General features: G+C 73.6%; 11 protein-coding genes. 6 read left to right on the forward strand and 5 right to left on the reverse strand.

The features are described from left to right. Positions 1 to 2,264 (forward strand): ALF repeat-containing protein (locus A3Q37_RS29820; RefSeq protein WP_369691476.1); only part of this gene is annotated, 2,264 nt, incomplete at its 5' end. Then, the gene (locus A3Q37_RS29825) at positions 2,261 to 2,626 is read left to right on the forward strand and encodes a DUF6086 family protein (RefSeq protein ID WP_065489244.1); all 366 of its coding nucleotides are present in this window, start codon (positions 2,261 to 2,263) and stop codon (positions 2,624 to 2,626) included. The genes A3Q37_RS29820 and A3Q37_RS29825, both read left to right, overlap by 4 nt. Before the next feature lie 86 nt (positions 2,627 to 2,712). Here A3Q37_RS29825 and A3Q37_RS29830 read toward each other — a convergent pair whose 3' ends face one another. Both A3Q37_RS29830 and map read right to left on the reverse strand, forming a co-directional pair. Then, entirely contained in the window at positions 2,713 to 3,378 is a 666-nt protein-coding gene (locus tag A3Q37_RS29830) for a heme oxygenase (biliverdin-producing) (protein WP_065489245.1), read from the reverse strand. Between the two features lie 206 nt (positions 3,379 to 3,584). Further along, on the reverse strand, positions 3,585 to 4,442 hold the full coding sequence (gene map / locus A3Q37_RS29835; protein WP_032761804.1) for a type I methionyl aminopeptidase: 858 nt from the start codon (positions 4,440 to 4,442) through the stop codon (positions 3,585 to 3,587). A 58-nt stretch (positions 4,443 to 4,500) separates the two neighbouring features. On the opposite strand from map, the gene A3Q37_RS29840 reads away from it, so the two are divergent. Next, positions 4,501 to 4,737: a hypothetical protein gene (locus A3Q37_RS29840; RefSeq protein ID WP_065489249.1), complete on the forward strand. Its 237-nt coding sequence runs from the start codon at positions 4,501 to 4,503 to the stop codon at positions 4,735 to 4,737. A gap of 100 nt (positions 4,738 to 4,837) precedes the next feature. On the opposite strand, the gene A3Q37_RS29845 is transcribed toward A3Q37_RS29840, so the two are convergent. Then, entirely contained in the window at positions 4,838 to 6,097 is a 1,260-nt protein-coding gene (locus tag A3Q37_RS29845) for an MFS transporter (protein ID WP_065489250.1), read from the reverse strand. Positions 6,098 to 6,592: 495 nt separating this feature from the next. Then, positions 6,593 to 7,195 carry a hypothetical protein gene (locus A3Q37_RS29850; protein ID WP_065489251.1) on the reverse strand — a complete coding sequence of 201 codons (603 nt, stop codon included), beginning with the start codon at positions 7,193 to 7,195 and terminating at the stop codon, positions 6,593 to 6,595. A 162-nt stretch (positions 7,196 to 7,357) separates the two neighbouring features. On the opposite strand from A3Q37_RS29850, the gene npdG reads away from it, so the two are divergent. Beyond that, on the forward strand, positions 7,358 to 8,071 hold the full coding sequence (npdG, locus tag A3Q37_RS29855) for an NADPH-dependent F420 reductase (RefSeq protein ID WP_030707797.1): 714 nt from the start codon (positions 7,358 to 7,360) through the stop codon (positions 8,069 to 8,071). 142 nt (positions 8,072 to 8,213) lie between these two features. Continuing rightward, positions 8,214 to 8,408 carry a hypothetical protein gene (locus tag A3Q37_RS29860; RefSeq protein ID WP_065489253.1) on the forward strand — a complete coding sequence of 65 codons (195 nt, stop codon included), beginning with the start codon at positions 8,214 to 8,216 and terminating at the stop codon, positions 8,406 to 8,408. Positions 8,409 to 8,438: 30 nt separating this feature from the next. On the opposite strand, the gene A3Q37_RS29865 is transcribed toward A3Q37_RS29860, so the two are convergent. Next, entirely contained in the window at positions 8,439 to 9,245 is an 807-nt protein-coding gene (locus tag A3Q37_RS29865) for a site-2 protease family protein (protein WP_065489254.1), read from the reverse strand. A 129-nt stretch (positions 9,246 to 9,374) separates the two neighbouring features. On the opposite strand from A3Q37_RS29865, the gene A3Q37_RS36075 reads away from it, so the two are divergent. Then, the gene (locus tag A3Q37_RS36075; protein WP_107471614.1) at positions 9,375 to 13,538 is read left to right on the forward strand and encodes a BTAD domain-containing putative transcriptional regulator; all 4,164 of its coding nucleotides are present in this window, start codon (positions 9,375 to 9,377) and stop codon (positions 13,536 to 13,538) included. The last annotated feature ends 24 nt before the right edge of the window (positions 13,539 to 13,562 follow it).

Here is a 13,562-nt window from a genome sequence, read left to right on the forward strand (position 1 = left end):
ACCGGGCCGCGGCCGCCGCGGAGGCTCTGGCGCGGAAGGCGGCGAAGGCGGCGCGGGAGGCACGCGACGCGGCCCGGGCGGCCGCGACGCACGCCCGGAACGCGGCGAAGGCCGCTGACGACGCGGCCGATCACGCGGGGGACGCCGCGCAGGCGGCCACCCGGTCGACGGCGCACGCGAACGCGGCGACCGAAGCGGCGAACGCGGCGACCGCGGCGGTCACCAAGGCCCAGCAGATCTACACCATCGCCCGCGAGGTCGAGGCCGGAGAACTCCTCGCGCGGACGAACGCGGGTATCGAGCTGGCCCGTGATCAGCAGCAGGCCGCCACCGACCGCACCAAGGCGCAGGCCGCCCTTGAGCAGGGGGTACGGGACCGGGAGACGGAGCGGAACCGGCTGCTGGCCCTGGCGGACACGCCCGGCGCCGACCTGGCGCACATGGCCGAGCAGGGCCGTGACCTCGCTGTTCTGGTGATGAAGAACGGCACCGCGTGGGGGCGGGCGGCGGCGGAGGCCGTCCTGGCCGGCCCGGACGATGTGGTGATCGACTACCTGCGCAACGGGTGGGACACCGCCCGGGAGCAGGACGACCGCTCCTATGTGGAGCGCCTCGCCGAGGAGAGCGAGACGGAGGAGGTCCGCGATGCCGCGGAGGCAGCGCTGAAGGGCGACGCCGCCGCGATCACCGCGTTCGTGAACGACGGTCAGTACCGGGCGGGCGCGCAGGGCATGCGGGTCGCGATCGCTCAGATCATCTCCGGGGCGGGGCCGATCCTGAAGGAGGCCGGGCAGCAGGCTCTGGCCACCGACGACCCCAAGAAGTACAGCGAGTTCCTGCTCACCGCCCAGCCCACCGCCCGTACCCAGGACGAGCGGGTCCGGGCGGCGCAGCTGGTGGATTCCGGGACCCCGGAGGTGAAGTCCGCGGCCCGGGTCGCCCTGGAGGGCTCCCCGCAGACCCTGCACGCCTTCATCGCCTCGGGTCAGTTCAATGCCCAGCGCAAGGATCACCTCAACGCCACACACGTGGCGCAGGTCCAGAAGCTGATCGCGGACGCGGCGAAGGTCGCGGCGACCGCGCAGCAGAACGCGGCGACCGCGCAGAAGGTCGCGGCGATCGCCCGGAAGGCGGCCGCCGAGGCCGACCAGTGGGCCAAGAAGGCCGGCGAGTCCGCGACGAAGGCCCAGGGCTACGCCGACCAGGCCGCCCAGCACGCCAAGGACGCCGCGTCCTCAGCCGCTTCGGCCGCCGCCTCCGCCAAGACCGCCCGCAACGCCGCGAACAACGCCGACCTCGCGGCGTCGGACGCCGCGCGCTCCGCCACCGACGCCACCCTGTCCTCCGAATCCGCGCAGGCCGAAGCGGCCGGTGCCTGGTACGCGGCGGATCAGGCCCGTGCCTCGGCGATCGCCGCGGGCAAGGACGCCGAGGCCGCGCTGAAGGCGGCCACGGAGGCCTTCACCATCGCGGTCAAGAAGCACAAGGAAGAGGCCGAGGCCCGCCGGAAGGCGGCGGTCGAGGCCAAGGAGAAGGCCAAGAACGACGCGGGGGCCCGCGCCCGGGAGATGTACCGCTGCGGCCAGGCCTACATCCCCTGCGACCCGCAGGGCTTCGCCCGCTGGTGCCAGCACAACGAGATCTACTGCTCCATCCTGGCCCACGGCGACGAGTTCGGCGCCGCCATGGAGGACCTCCTCAACATGGGGAAGGAGATCGCCGGGCTCGGGAACCTCGAAAAGTGCATGGAGAACAAGAACTTCGAGAACTGCTGGGAACTCGGCACCGACGTCCTCATCGGCGCCAAGCTCAAAGCACTCGACAAGGCCTTCGACGCCCTGAAACTCCTCAAGCGCGGCTGCAAGGCCGCCGGAAAGGCCACCCGCTCCGCGGGCTTCTCGGCGGCCGCGGCGGCAGCGGACAACTTCGGATGCCTCGAAGGGGCGGTCGACCATGACGTGTACGACCCCGTGACCGGCAATAGGATCACCGATATCGACCGGTTCGAGAAGGGCGTCCTGTGGGAGGAGAAGACCGCCATCTACGGTGACACGAGCTGGCTCGACAAGCATGTGAACAAGAAGCTCGCGGCGTACCTCCGTGCTCGGGCCGAGCTTCCCGAGTCCTACCGGAGCGCGCCCATCGGATTCCGCTTCACCAAGTCGGGTGTGGACTCCCGCTTCCGGGCCGCGCTGGAGGAACGGTTCGAGCAGCTGCGGCGACAGCACCCCGACCTCGACCTCAGACTGGAGATCTCGGATTGAGTCACCCCTTCGACGTCGACGGCCGTACGGTCTGGGACGCGGGCAGCAGCAGCGGCCGGCTGTACGAGGACATGGCGCGCGCGGCGGCTGACTCCCTCGGCCTCGCCAGCGGTCTCCTGGCGAACGACCAGGGCGGATGCGATGTGGATCCGGTGGCCTTCCAGCGGTTCGCCACCGGTCTCTACGATCTGTACGCCCGCGCGGGCAACCCGGTGCTGTCCGGGATGCTGAGAGCGGTGCTGGTCCCCTCCCTGGTCCTGCTGGAGAGGACCGGTGGCGAACTGGTCCTGCGGCCCGCGGACGAGGAAGCGCTGCGGGCCGAGCGGGCGACGGCCGCGCGGTCCATGGGGACCGAGGACTGACGGCAGCAACAGGACGGCTCCACCGCGCAACGCGGTGGAGCCGTTTTCCGTACCCTCGCGGTACGCGTACGAGGCCGGACGGGCCCTTACGCGCTGAGCGGGAAGACCTCGCCCAGCTCGCGGAAGACCGCGGTGTTCAGGGCGAAGGCGCGCTTGCACTCCTCGATGATGCGCTGCTTCTCCAGGTCGTCCGCGTTCACACCGTCCAGCAGCTCGCGGTAACCCCGCTTGAAGGCGGCCGGGTTGGTGATCTGCTCGAAGACGTAGAACCGGACGCCGTCGCCCTTGCGCTCGAAGCCCCAGGTCTTCTCCGCCTTGTCGCGGATGATCTGACCGCCCGACAGGTCGCCCAGGTAGCGCGTGTAGTGGTGGGCGATGTACCCGGCCGGCCAGGTGCGCGCGCACTCCGTGACCCGGGCCGCGTACGCCGCGGTGGCGGGCAGCGGCTCAAGACCCTCGCGCCAGTCGGCCCCGCGCAGATGCGCCAGGTCGCGCTCCAGCTCGGCGGAGCGCATCAGCTCGGGCTGTATGAACGGGCCCGCGACCGGGTCGTTCCGCAGGGCCTCCGCGGCCTCCTCCAGCGCCCGGTACACGAACCACAGCTGCTCGGTGTAGCGCGTGTACGCGTCCACTCCCAGCCGCCCGCCGAGGAGGTCACTCATGAAGGTCGAGGTCTCGGCCTCGGTGTGCTGCTCGTGCGACGCGGTGCGGATGAGCGTCGAGAAGGGAGTGACGGTGGCGGTTGCGTCCAAGGCGGGCCTCCGGGGACCGAGGGGACGGGAAGTCCAGAAAGAGACGGAAATATCGGCAGGCGACCGCCGCGACGGTGCGGCGGCGCTCGCCGGTATGCCGATCCTCCTACTTAGGTTTACCTAAGTCAACTGGTTCCCGACTGCTTGTCGGTAAAAAACTACGCCACGAGGGAGCGGAGGGCCCGATATCGGACAGTTCGGGGTGATTACGGAAGGGTGAGGATCTCCGCTCCGGTCTCCGTGACGACCAGCGTGTGCTCGAACTGGGCCGTCCGCTTCCGGTCCTTCGTCACCACGGTCCAGCCGTCCTCCCACAGGTCGTACTCGTGGGTGCCCAGCGTCAGCATCGGCTCGATGGTGAACGTCATCCCCGGCTGCATCACCGTGGTGGCGTGCGGGCTGTCGTAGTGCGGGATGATCAGCCCGGAGTGGAACGAGGTGTTGATCCCGTGCCCGGTGAAGTCGCGCACGACCCCGTAGCCGAACCGCTTGGCGTACGACTCGATGACCCGGCCGATGACGTTGATCTGCCGCCCCGGCTTGACCGCCTTGATGGCCCGGTTCAGCGACTCCCGGGTGCGCTCGACGAGCAGCCGGGACTCCTCGTCCACGTCACCGCAGAAGTAGGTGGCGTTGTTGTCTCCGTGCACCCCGTTGATGTACGCGGTGACGTCCAGGTTCACGATGTCGCCGTCGCGCAGCACGGTGGAGTCGGGGATGCCGTGGCAGATGACCTCGTTGAGCGAACTGCACAGGGACTTGGGGAAGCCCCGGTAGCCGAGGGTGGAGGGGTACGCGCCGTGGTCGACCATGAAGTCGTGGGCGACCTTGTCGAGCTGGTCGGTGGTGACACCCGGGGCGATGTGCTTGGCGGCCTCCTCCATCGCCTGCGCGGCGATACGGCCCGCGATGCGCATCCGCTCGATGGTGTCGGCGTCCTGGACCTCCGGGCCGGTGTACGGCGTCGGAGCCGGCTTCCCCACGTACTCGGGGCGCCGGATGTTTCCGGGTACGGAACGGACGGGAGTGATCTCCCCTGGTACGAGAAGCGACTGGCCAGACATGCCAGCGAGTCTAACCAGCGGCCCCGGGGCACCATGGGGTTAGGGAAAGGAGCTGTCGATGGCCCTGTTCAAGAAGCGCACGGTCGGCAAGCCGGGCGAGTGGTACTACTGCCTGGAGCACAAGAAGGTCGAGGAAGGCCCGGAGTGCCCGGCGCTGAACCGTTTCGGCCCCTACACCTCCCGCGAGGCGGCCCAGCACGCGATGGACACCGCGCGCGACCGCAACCTGGAGTGGGACACGGACCCGAAGTGGCACGACGAGGACAAGGGCAAACCAAGCCCGTCCGGCGATTGAGGACATCTCTTCGTCTTCAGCCCCTCGGGCGTGTGAGGCCGCAGAATCCAGCCCCTCCGGCGTTTGAGGAGCGGGGCGCGGGGCGGAGCCCCGGACCGGGTCACCCCTCCACCCGGGCCTCCCGCCTCCGCACCGCATCCTCATCCGTCTCCGAGTCGTACCGCACCAACTTCGGCAACGCCGCCGTCAGCAGCGCCACCGACGCCACGCACGCCACCCCGCCCGTCCAGATCGCCGACCGGGTCCCGGTCCACCCCGCCATCGCCCCGGCCCGCACCTGACCCAGCTGCGGCCCCACGCTGTACGACAGCACCTCGATGCCCGCCAGCCGCCCCCGCAGCTCCTCCGGGATCGTCTGGTTCCAGATCGTCGACCGCCCCAGCCCGCTCAGCATGTCGCCCGCCCCCGCCACCGCCAGGCAGACCAGCACCACCCACACGCTGGAGAACCAGCCCGCCGCCGCGATCGCCAGCCCCCACGCCGCCGCACCGAACACCACGAACAGCCCGTGCCGGCGCACCCGGGACGTCCAGCCGCTGGTCAGCCCCAGGGCGAGGGAGCCCACCGAGCCCGCCGCGTACATCAGCCCCAGCGACCACTCCGCGTCCAGCTCGTCCGCCAGGAACGGGAAGATCGTGTTCGGGAAGGCGAAGAACATCGCCGCCAGGTCGATCGCGTACGTCCCCAGCAGCACCGGCCGGCTCCAGGCGTACCGCGCGCCCTCCACGATCCCGCGCAGCGACGGCCGCGCCGCCTCCTTGGCGGGCGGCGCGGGGGAGAGCCGCAGACAGAGCACGACGGAGACGGCGAACGTGCACACCGTCACCGCGTACGCCGTGCCGTGACCGGCGTACGCCACCACCAGACCGGCCAGCGCCGGTCCCGCGATCGCCCCGATCTGCCAGCGCAGCGAGTTCAGCGCGGCCGCCGCCGTCTGCTGGGCGTGCGGCACGATCCGGGCCATCAGGGAGTCCAGCGCGGGCCGCTGGAGCCCGGCGAGCGCGGAGACCCCGCCGGCCACCACGTACAGCGGCCACAGCAGCGGCTCCGGGAGCAGGGCGTTCACCAGCAGGATCCCGGCGAGCACCCCGAGCCCCGCCTCGGTGAGCAGGATGACCCGGCGGCGGTCCACCGAGTCCGCGAGCGCCCCGCCGTACAGCCCGAAAACCACGAGCGGCACCAGCTCCACCGCGCCCATCGCCCCGACCGCGAGCGGGGACCCCGTGAGGTGCTTGATCTGGAGCGGCAGCGCGATGAGCGCCATGAAGCTGCCGAAGTACGTGATCAGGCCCTGCACCCACAGCAGCCGGAAGTCCGGCGAGGAACGCCACGGCGCGAGGTCCGGCAGCAGAGCGCGCAACCGGCCCGGCTGAGGCGGGGACGCGGGAGGGGGCGAGGGAGACGGTGAGGGTGGGGGAGGCGCAGAGGTCACGAAGGGCCATGATCCGTACAACGGGGTGCACCGGGCAAGCGGGTTTCCCGCAGGACTGCCCTGCGGGGCCCCGGCTTCCGGCGCTTGCGCTTCCGGCCGGGCTGTCCGGCGTTGTCCCGGCTTCCGGCTCTTGCGTTCCCCGCCGGGCTGACCGACGCGGCTCCGGCTTCCGGCGCCTGCGCTCCCGGCCGTGCTGACCGGCTCTGTCCCGGCTTCCGGCGCCTGCGTTCCCCGCCGTGCTGACCGGCGCTGTCCCGGCTACCGACGCTTGCGCTCCCCGCCGTGCTGACCGGCGCTGTCCCGGCTACCGACGCTTGCGCTCCCCGCCGTGCTGACCGGCGCGGCTCCGGCTTCCGATGTCCGCCCTTCCGCCGCGACACCGGCGTCGTCCCGCCGGTCGGCGCCCGGCCCTCCCCGCTCGCGCTACCAGCGGGCCGGTGGCGGCTGGGTCAGGCGGTCGGCCAGCCGGGACAGCCGGTCCCGGAACGTGTGCCGGCCGCCCGCCGGAGGCCTTCCGTTCTCCCCGGCGGCCGCGCTCACCAGGTGCTGCACGATGTCCAGGTCAACCTCGTCGTCCCCGCCGACCACCAGCGACTCGTGCGCCAGGCCGCCGACCTCGGGGTCGCCGCCGTCCAGGGTGAGCACCCGCGCCCCGGCCCGCCGGGCGTCGTGGACCCGCTCCAGCAGGCCTTCGCCCGGCCGCTCCGGTGCGACCAGCAGCACCGTCTCGCCCCGCCCCGCCGCCGCGATCCGGCCGAGCCCGACCGCCAGGTGCGCCGGGTCGCCCGCCGCCACCCGGTGCCGTACGAGCGTGGGAGCCAGCTCCGGCAGCCCGGACCAGGCGGACTCGTCGGAGAGATGGGCCGCCAGATGCCACGGCTCGTACGCCTCGGTCCCCGCCAGCAGCAGCCCGCCGCCGCGCGGGACGACGGAGGCGCGCAGGGCCAGCGCGAACCGGCGGGCGTCCTGCGGCCACCGGGTCCCGGCCAGCACATCGCGGAGCAGGGCGACGCGTACGGCATCCATGGCCCGGCATCCTGCCCCGGCCCGTTGCCCCGGCCGGCCCCGTCGGCCGTCCCCTCACCCGAACGGAGGACCGGGCGGGGAGCGGAACCGGCGAGCGGAACCGGGACGGGCGCATCCCCACGGGCCGCCTCCCCGCGTCCTACCTGGCAGTAGGGTCGGCCCATGACTACACAGGACAGCAGCGGCAGCGCGCCCAAGCCCCCCGCCAAGGACCCCTGGGACCTCCCCGACGTATCCGGCCTGAGCGTCGGCGTGCTCGGCGGGACCGGGCCGCAGGGGCGCGGCCTCGCCTACCGGCTCGCCCGCGCCGGGCAGAAGGTCACCCTCGGCTCCCGCGACGCGGCCCGCGCCGAGCAGGCGGCGGCCGAGCTGGGCTTCGGCGTCGAGGGCGCGGACAACGCCGAGTGCGCCCGGCGCAGCGACATCGTGATCGTCGCCGTGCCGTGGGACGGTCACGCCAAGACGCTCCAGTCCCTGCGCGAGGAGCTCGCGGGCAAGCTCGTCATCGACTGCGTCAACCCGCTCGGCTTCGACAAGAAGGGCGCCTACGCCCTCAAGCCCGAGGAGGGCAGCGCCGCCGAACAGGCCGCCGCCCTGCTGCCGGACTCCCGGGTCACCGCCGCCTTCCACCACCTCTCGGCCGTGCTGCTCCAGGACGAGTCCATCGAGGAGATCGACACCGATGTGCTGGTCCTCGGCGAGGCGCGCGCCGACACGGACCTCGTGCAGGCGCTGGCCGGGCGGATCCCCGGCATGCGCGGCATCTTCGCCGGCCGGCTGCGCAACGCCCACCAGGTCGAGTCGCTGGTCGCCAACCTGATCTCGGTCAACCGCCGCTACAAGGCCCACGCCGGACTGCGTACCACCGACGTCTGACCGGGCCGGCCCCGGCGGGCGCTCCGGCAACGGGTCCGGGCGCTCCCCGGGACGGGGCACAACGGGGCATGGGGGACACTGGACGGGACCGCGACCGTTCCCGACAGGGAGCGGGACCCGTTCCCGACAGGAGCCGACCCCCATGCCCCGCATCGCCCTCTACGCCCTCGTCGTCTGCGTCCTCGCCGTCGTGGCGGCCGTGGTCTCCTTCGCCCGGGGCAGCCTGCTCGGGATCGTCTGGGTGCTCATCGCGGGTCTCTCGTCCAACATGACCTGGTTCTACGTGCGCAGGCACCGCCTGGCCGCCACCACCGCGACCGCCTCCGACGCCGGCTGAACCACCCACCGGCCCCGGCTCCGGCCCCGGTCAGCCGACCGCGCAGCCCGGGTCCTGCTCGTCGAAGAGCCCCCGCCAGAAGCGGTACAGGTCGTAGCCGCAGTACCGCTGGTACTCCTCGACGCCCAGGCCGCGCAGCAGCGCGTGGATCGCGTCGAAGAAGGCGATGTTCACCTCGGGGATCCACAGGATCGCGAACACGGCGATCAGCCCGAACGGCGCGATCGGCTCCACCTGGCGGCGAATCCGGTACGAGAGCCAGGGCTCGATCACGCCGTACCCGTCCAGACCCGGGATCGGCAGGGAGTTCAGGATCGCCGCCGTCACCTGGAGCATCGCCAGGAACGCCAGCGCGTACTGGAAGGCGCGCGGCACCCCGTCCAGCGCGTCCAGCCAGAAGGGGGCCGTGCAGACAATCGCGAACGCCACGTTCGTCAGGGGGCCCGCCGCCGAGATCAGGCTGTGCCTCCACCGGCCGCGGATCCGGCCGCGCTCGATGTAGACCGCACCGCCGGGCAGCCCGATCCCGCCCATGATCACGAAGAGCACCGGCAGCACGATGCTCAGCAGCGCGTGCGTGTACTTCAGCGGGTTGAGCGTCAGATAGCCCTTCGCCCCCACCGACAGGTCCCCGCTGTGCAGCGCGGTGCGGGCGTGCGCGTACTCGTGGAGGCAGAGCGAGACGATCCAGGCCCCGGTGACGAACAGGAAGACCGCGAAGCCGGTGGCGTCCGCGAAGCCCGTCCACACCGCCCAGCCCGCGACCGCGGTGACGGCGGCGATGCCGAGGAAGACCGGGCTGATCCTGCGGTCGCCGCGGGTGGCTGCGGTGGTCATCGGCGTTCGACTCCCTCGGGTGGTGGACGGGGTGATCGTACGGTCCGGCAGGACTGGAACGTCGGCGACCGCTTGTGGAGTTCCACCCGGTCAACGCCGGTCCGTCGTCCGTCACGGACAATAGGCCCCGTGCACTACTGCGTCCTCGGCACCACCCGGGCACTCCGCGACGACGGCACGGCCGTCGCCCTCGGCGGGGCGCGGCTGCGTGCCCTGCTCACCGTCCTCGCACTGAGCCCCGGACGGACCGTCCCGGCCGGGGTCCTCGTCGACGAGGTGTGGGACGGCGACCCGCCCGCCGACGCGCCCGGTGCGCTCCAGGCCCTGGTCGGACGGTTGCGGCGGGCGCTCGGCCGCGGCGCCGTCGAGTCCGTGGCGGGCGGCTACCGGCTCGCCGCCCCGCCGGACGCCGTGGACCTGCACCGCTTCGAACGGCTTACGGGGGAGGGGAGCCGGGCCCTGGAGAACGGCGACGCGGCCGGTGCCCTCGCCGCCCTCGGGGACGCCCTCGCCCTGTGGAGCGGGCCCGCCCTCGCCGATCTGCCCGACCGTACGGCGGCCGCGTCCCGCTGGGAGGCCCGCAGGCTCGACGCCCGGCGGGCCGCGCTCGGGGCGCTCCTCGCCCTGGGCAGGCCGGGGGAGGCGCTGCCGGAACTGGCCGTGCTCTGCGACGCCCACCCGCTGGACGAACCGCTCCAGGCCCTGCGCATCAGGGCCCTGCGGGACGCGGGCCGCCCCGCCGAGGCACTGGCCGCGTACGAGGAGGTCCGCACCCTGCTCGACGACCGCCTCGGCACGGCCCCGGGCCCGGGCCTGCGCGCCTTGCACACCGAACTGCTGCATCCGGACCCGGCGGGGGTGGAACCGTTCCCCCGGACCCCGGGCGCCCCTGCGCCGGATCCTTTCGCCGGGCCCTCAGGGGTGCCCGGAGCGACCCCTTTCGCCCGGCCCTCGGGCGCGCCTGAGCCGGGGCCTTCCGCCAGGCCTTCGGGCGAGCACGCGCCGGATCCTTTCGCCCCGCCCTCGGGGGCGCCCGGAGCGACGCCTTTCGCCCGGTCCCCGGGCGCGCGGGCTCCCTTCCCCAGTTCCTCGGGCGCGCTGGGGACGGGGTCTTCCGACGGGTCCTCGGGCGCGCTGGGGCCGGGACCTTCCGCCGGGTCTTCGGGGGCGTCCGCGCCGGACTCTTTCGCCCGCTCTGCGGGCGTGCCCGGGGCGGGGCCTTCCGCCGGTTCCTCGGGTGCGCTGGGGCCGGGGCCTTCCGGCGGGTCTTCGGGGGAGCCCGCGCCGGATTCTTTCGCCCCGCCCCCGCCCCCGGGCTCGCCCGCGCCGGAGCCCGCGCCCAGGCCCGGGCCCGGGCCATCGGCCCCCTCGGTACGGCCGGCCGCCCCGGACGCGGTGACGGAAGCGGCCGCGCAGCCCACGCCCGGAGCCGAGGGCCCGGCTGGCCCCGGTGGTGGGGCCGCCTCCCATGGACAGGCCGCCCCCGGTGGCCCGGCTGCCTCTGGCGGTCCGGCGTCTTCCGATGACCGGCCTGCCCCCGGTCGCCTGGCTTCCGCCGGTGATCCAGCTCCCCCCGTCGGCCAAGCCTCCCCCGGCAGCCCGGCGTCCCCCGTCGGCCAAGCCTCCCCCGGCAGCCTGGCGTCCCCCGTCGGCCAAGCCACCCCCGCCAGCCCGCCCGCCCCCAGCGGCCAAGCAACCACCAGCGCCCCACCCACCCCCGGCAACCTCCGCGCCCGCCTCACCAGCTTCGTCGGGCGCGGCACCGACATGGCCGCCCTGCGTGAGGATCTCGGCCGGGCCCGGCTCGTCACTCTGCTCGGGCCTGGCGGCGCGGGCAAGACGCGGCTGTCGCAGGAGACCGCGGAGGCCGCCGCCGAGGCCTGGCCCGACGGGGTCTGGCTCGCCGAACTCGCCCCGGTCGACGACCCCGACGCCGTGCCCGAGGCCGTCCTGACCGCGCTCGGCGCCCGCGAGACCGTGCTGCGCGGCGCCGGGGCCGAGGAGTTGCGCGCCACCGACCGCACCGCCGCCGACCCCCTCGTACGGCTCACCGAGCACTGCGCCCCGCGCCGGATGCTGCTCCTGCTGGACAACTGCGAGCACGTCGTCGACGCGGCCGCCGCGCTCGCCGATCACCTCCTCGCCCGCTGCCCGCGGCTGACCGTCCTCGCGACCAGCCGCGAACCCCTCGGCGTACCGGGCGAGTTCGTCCGGCCCGTCGACCCGCTGCCCGACCCGATGGCCCTGCGCCTGCTCGCCGAACGCGGCGCGGCGGCCCGGCCCGGCTTCCGTACCGACGCCGACGAGGCGACCGCCGCCGCCTGCGCCGAGATTTGCCGGCGGCTCGACGGGCTGCCGCTCGCCATCGAACTCGCCGCCGCCCGGCTGCGGATGCTCACCCCGCGCCAGATCGCCGACCGCCTCGACGACCGCTTCCGCCTCCTCAGCAACGGCAGCCGCACCGTGCTGCCCCGTCAGCAGACCCTGCGCGCCGTCGTCGACTGGTCCTGGGACCTGCTGGACGCCGCCGAACGCGCCGTGCTGCGCCGCCTCTCCGTCTTCGCCGGAGGCTGCTCGCTGGCCGCCGCCGAGGAGGTCTGCGCCCTGCCCGAACCGGCCGACGGCGTCGTCGTGGACTCCCTGGACGTCGCGTCCCTGCTCGGCTCGCTCGTCGACAAATCCCTCGTCGTCGCCGCGCCCGGCGACGACGAGGAGATGCGCTACCGGCTGCTGGAGACGGTCGGCGAGTACGCCGCCGAGCGGCTGGCGGAGGCCGCCGAACGGGACGCCGTCGCGCGCCGCCATCTGATCCACTACCGGGAGCTGGCCCGGATCACCGGACCGAAGGTGCGCGGCGGCGGACAGCAGCGGGCGATCGCCGTCTTCCAGCGCGAGTACGAGAACCTGCGCACCGCGCTCCGCCACGCCGTCGCCGCCCGGGACGAGCACGAGGCGCTGATCATCGTGCTGTCGATGGCCTGGTACTGGATGCTCCGCGACCTGCGCTCGGACGCCGGCCAGTGGAGCGCGTCCGTCTCCGCGCTCGGCCCCGACCCCTTCGCCGCGCCCGGCGTCCGGGCCCCCGCGCTTCCGGAGCGGCCCACCGACCGGCCGCCGCCCATGGACGACGAGCAGCTCGCGGAGGCGCGGCGCGGAGTGGCCCTGCTCCAACTCGCCGGTGTGGACCACGCGATCAGCGCCTGGTCGAGCCCGGAGGGCAAGGCGCGCCTGCGGATCATCGCGGACACCTATCTGCCCGGCATGCCGCAGACCTGCCGACTGCCCGGCACTCTGTGGCTGTTCGCGATCATGCTCACCGGCGACGAGAACCGGACGCACACGGTCCTCGACGAGACGGTCCGGGCCTCGCGGGTCCACGGCGGCGAATGGGAACTGGGCTCCGCGCTCCACACCCGCGCCAACCTGCTGGCCAACAGCCCCGAGCGGGTGGCCGACGCGCGCGCCGACGCCGACGAGAGCCTGGAGATCTACACCCGGCTCGGCGACGACTGGGGCGCCGCCGAGGCGCTCTCCGCGCGGGGCGAGGCCAACGAGCGGGGCGGCGACTTCGCGGCGGCGCTGGACGACTACCGGGCCGCCGTGGAGTACGCGCGGAAGATCGGCGCCCAGAGCCAGGCGGCCCTGCTGCGGGCCCGGTACGCCGGAGCCCTCATCGAGCTCGAACGGCTCCCGGAGGCCGAGGCCATTCTGCGCGAAGTCACCGAGAACCGGCTGGAGTCGGGCCACGACGCGACCCCGATGGCGCGGATGCACCTGGGGTTCGTACTCGGTCTCCAGGGGCGGGTGGACGAGGCCCGCGAGCAGGCCCACCTGGTCCGCGAGGACTTCGGCACCCGCGATGTCGCCATCTTCGGCGGCTTCGTCCACGGCGTGCTGGCCTGGCTCGACAACCTCGACGGAGACCACTTCGCCGCCCTGGACAACGCGCTGACCGCGCTGGAGAGCGCGCGGGAACCGCTGTCGATGATGGTGGCCCCGCAGATGCCGTCGGCCCATCTCACGGCCATCGCCCACGCGTTCGCCGGGTTCGGCGACGCCGACGCGGCCCGGGACGCCGCCCGGCTGCTGGGGTTCCAGGAGACGCTTCTGCCGAAGGGACACGTGCGTACGGTGATGGAGCGCCGCAACCTGGAGCTCGCCGAGCAGGCCGCCCGGGACCGGCTCGGCGACGAAGCGGCGTACACGGCGGCGTACGAAGAGGGCGGCAGCCTCACTCTCGACGAGGCCACCGCCCTGGCGGAGGCGCACCGGCCGACGCCTCCCCCCACGTAGCGATCCGTCATAGGGATCCGCAGT

The sequence above is a fragment of the Streptomyces sp. PTY087I2 genome (genome assembly GCF_001687325.1).
Lineage (GTDB): Bacteria > Actinomycetota > Actinomycetes > Streptomycetales > Streptomycetaceae > Streptomyces.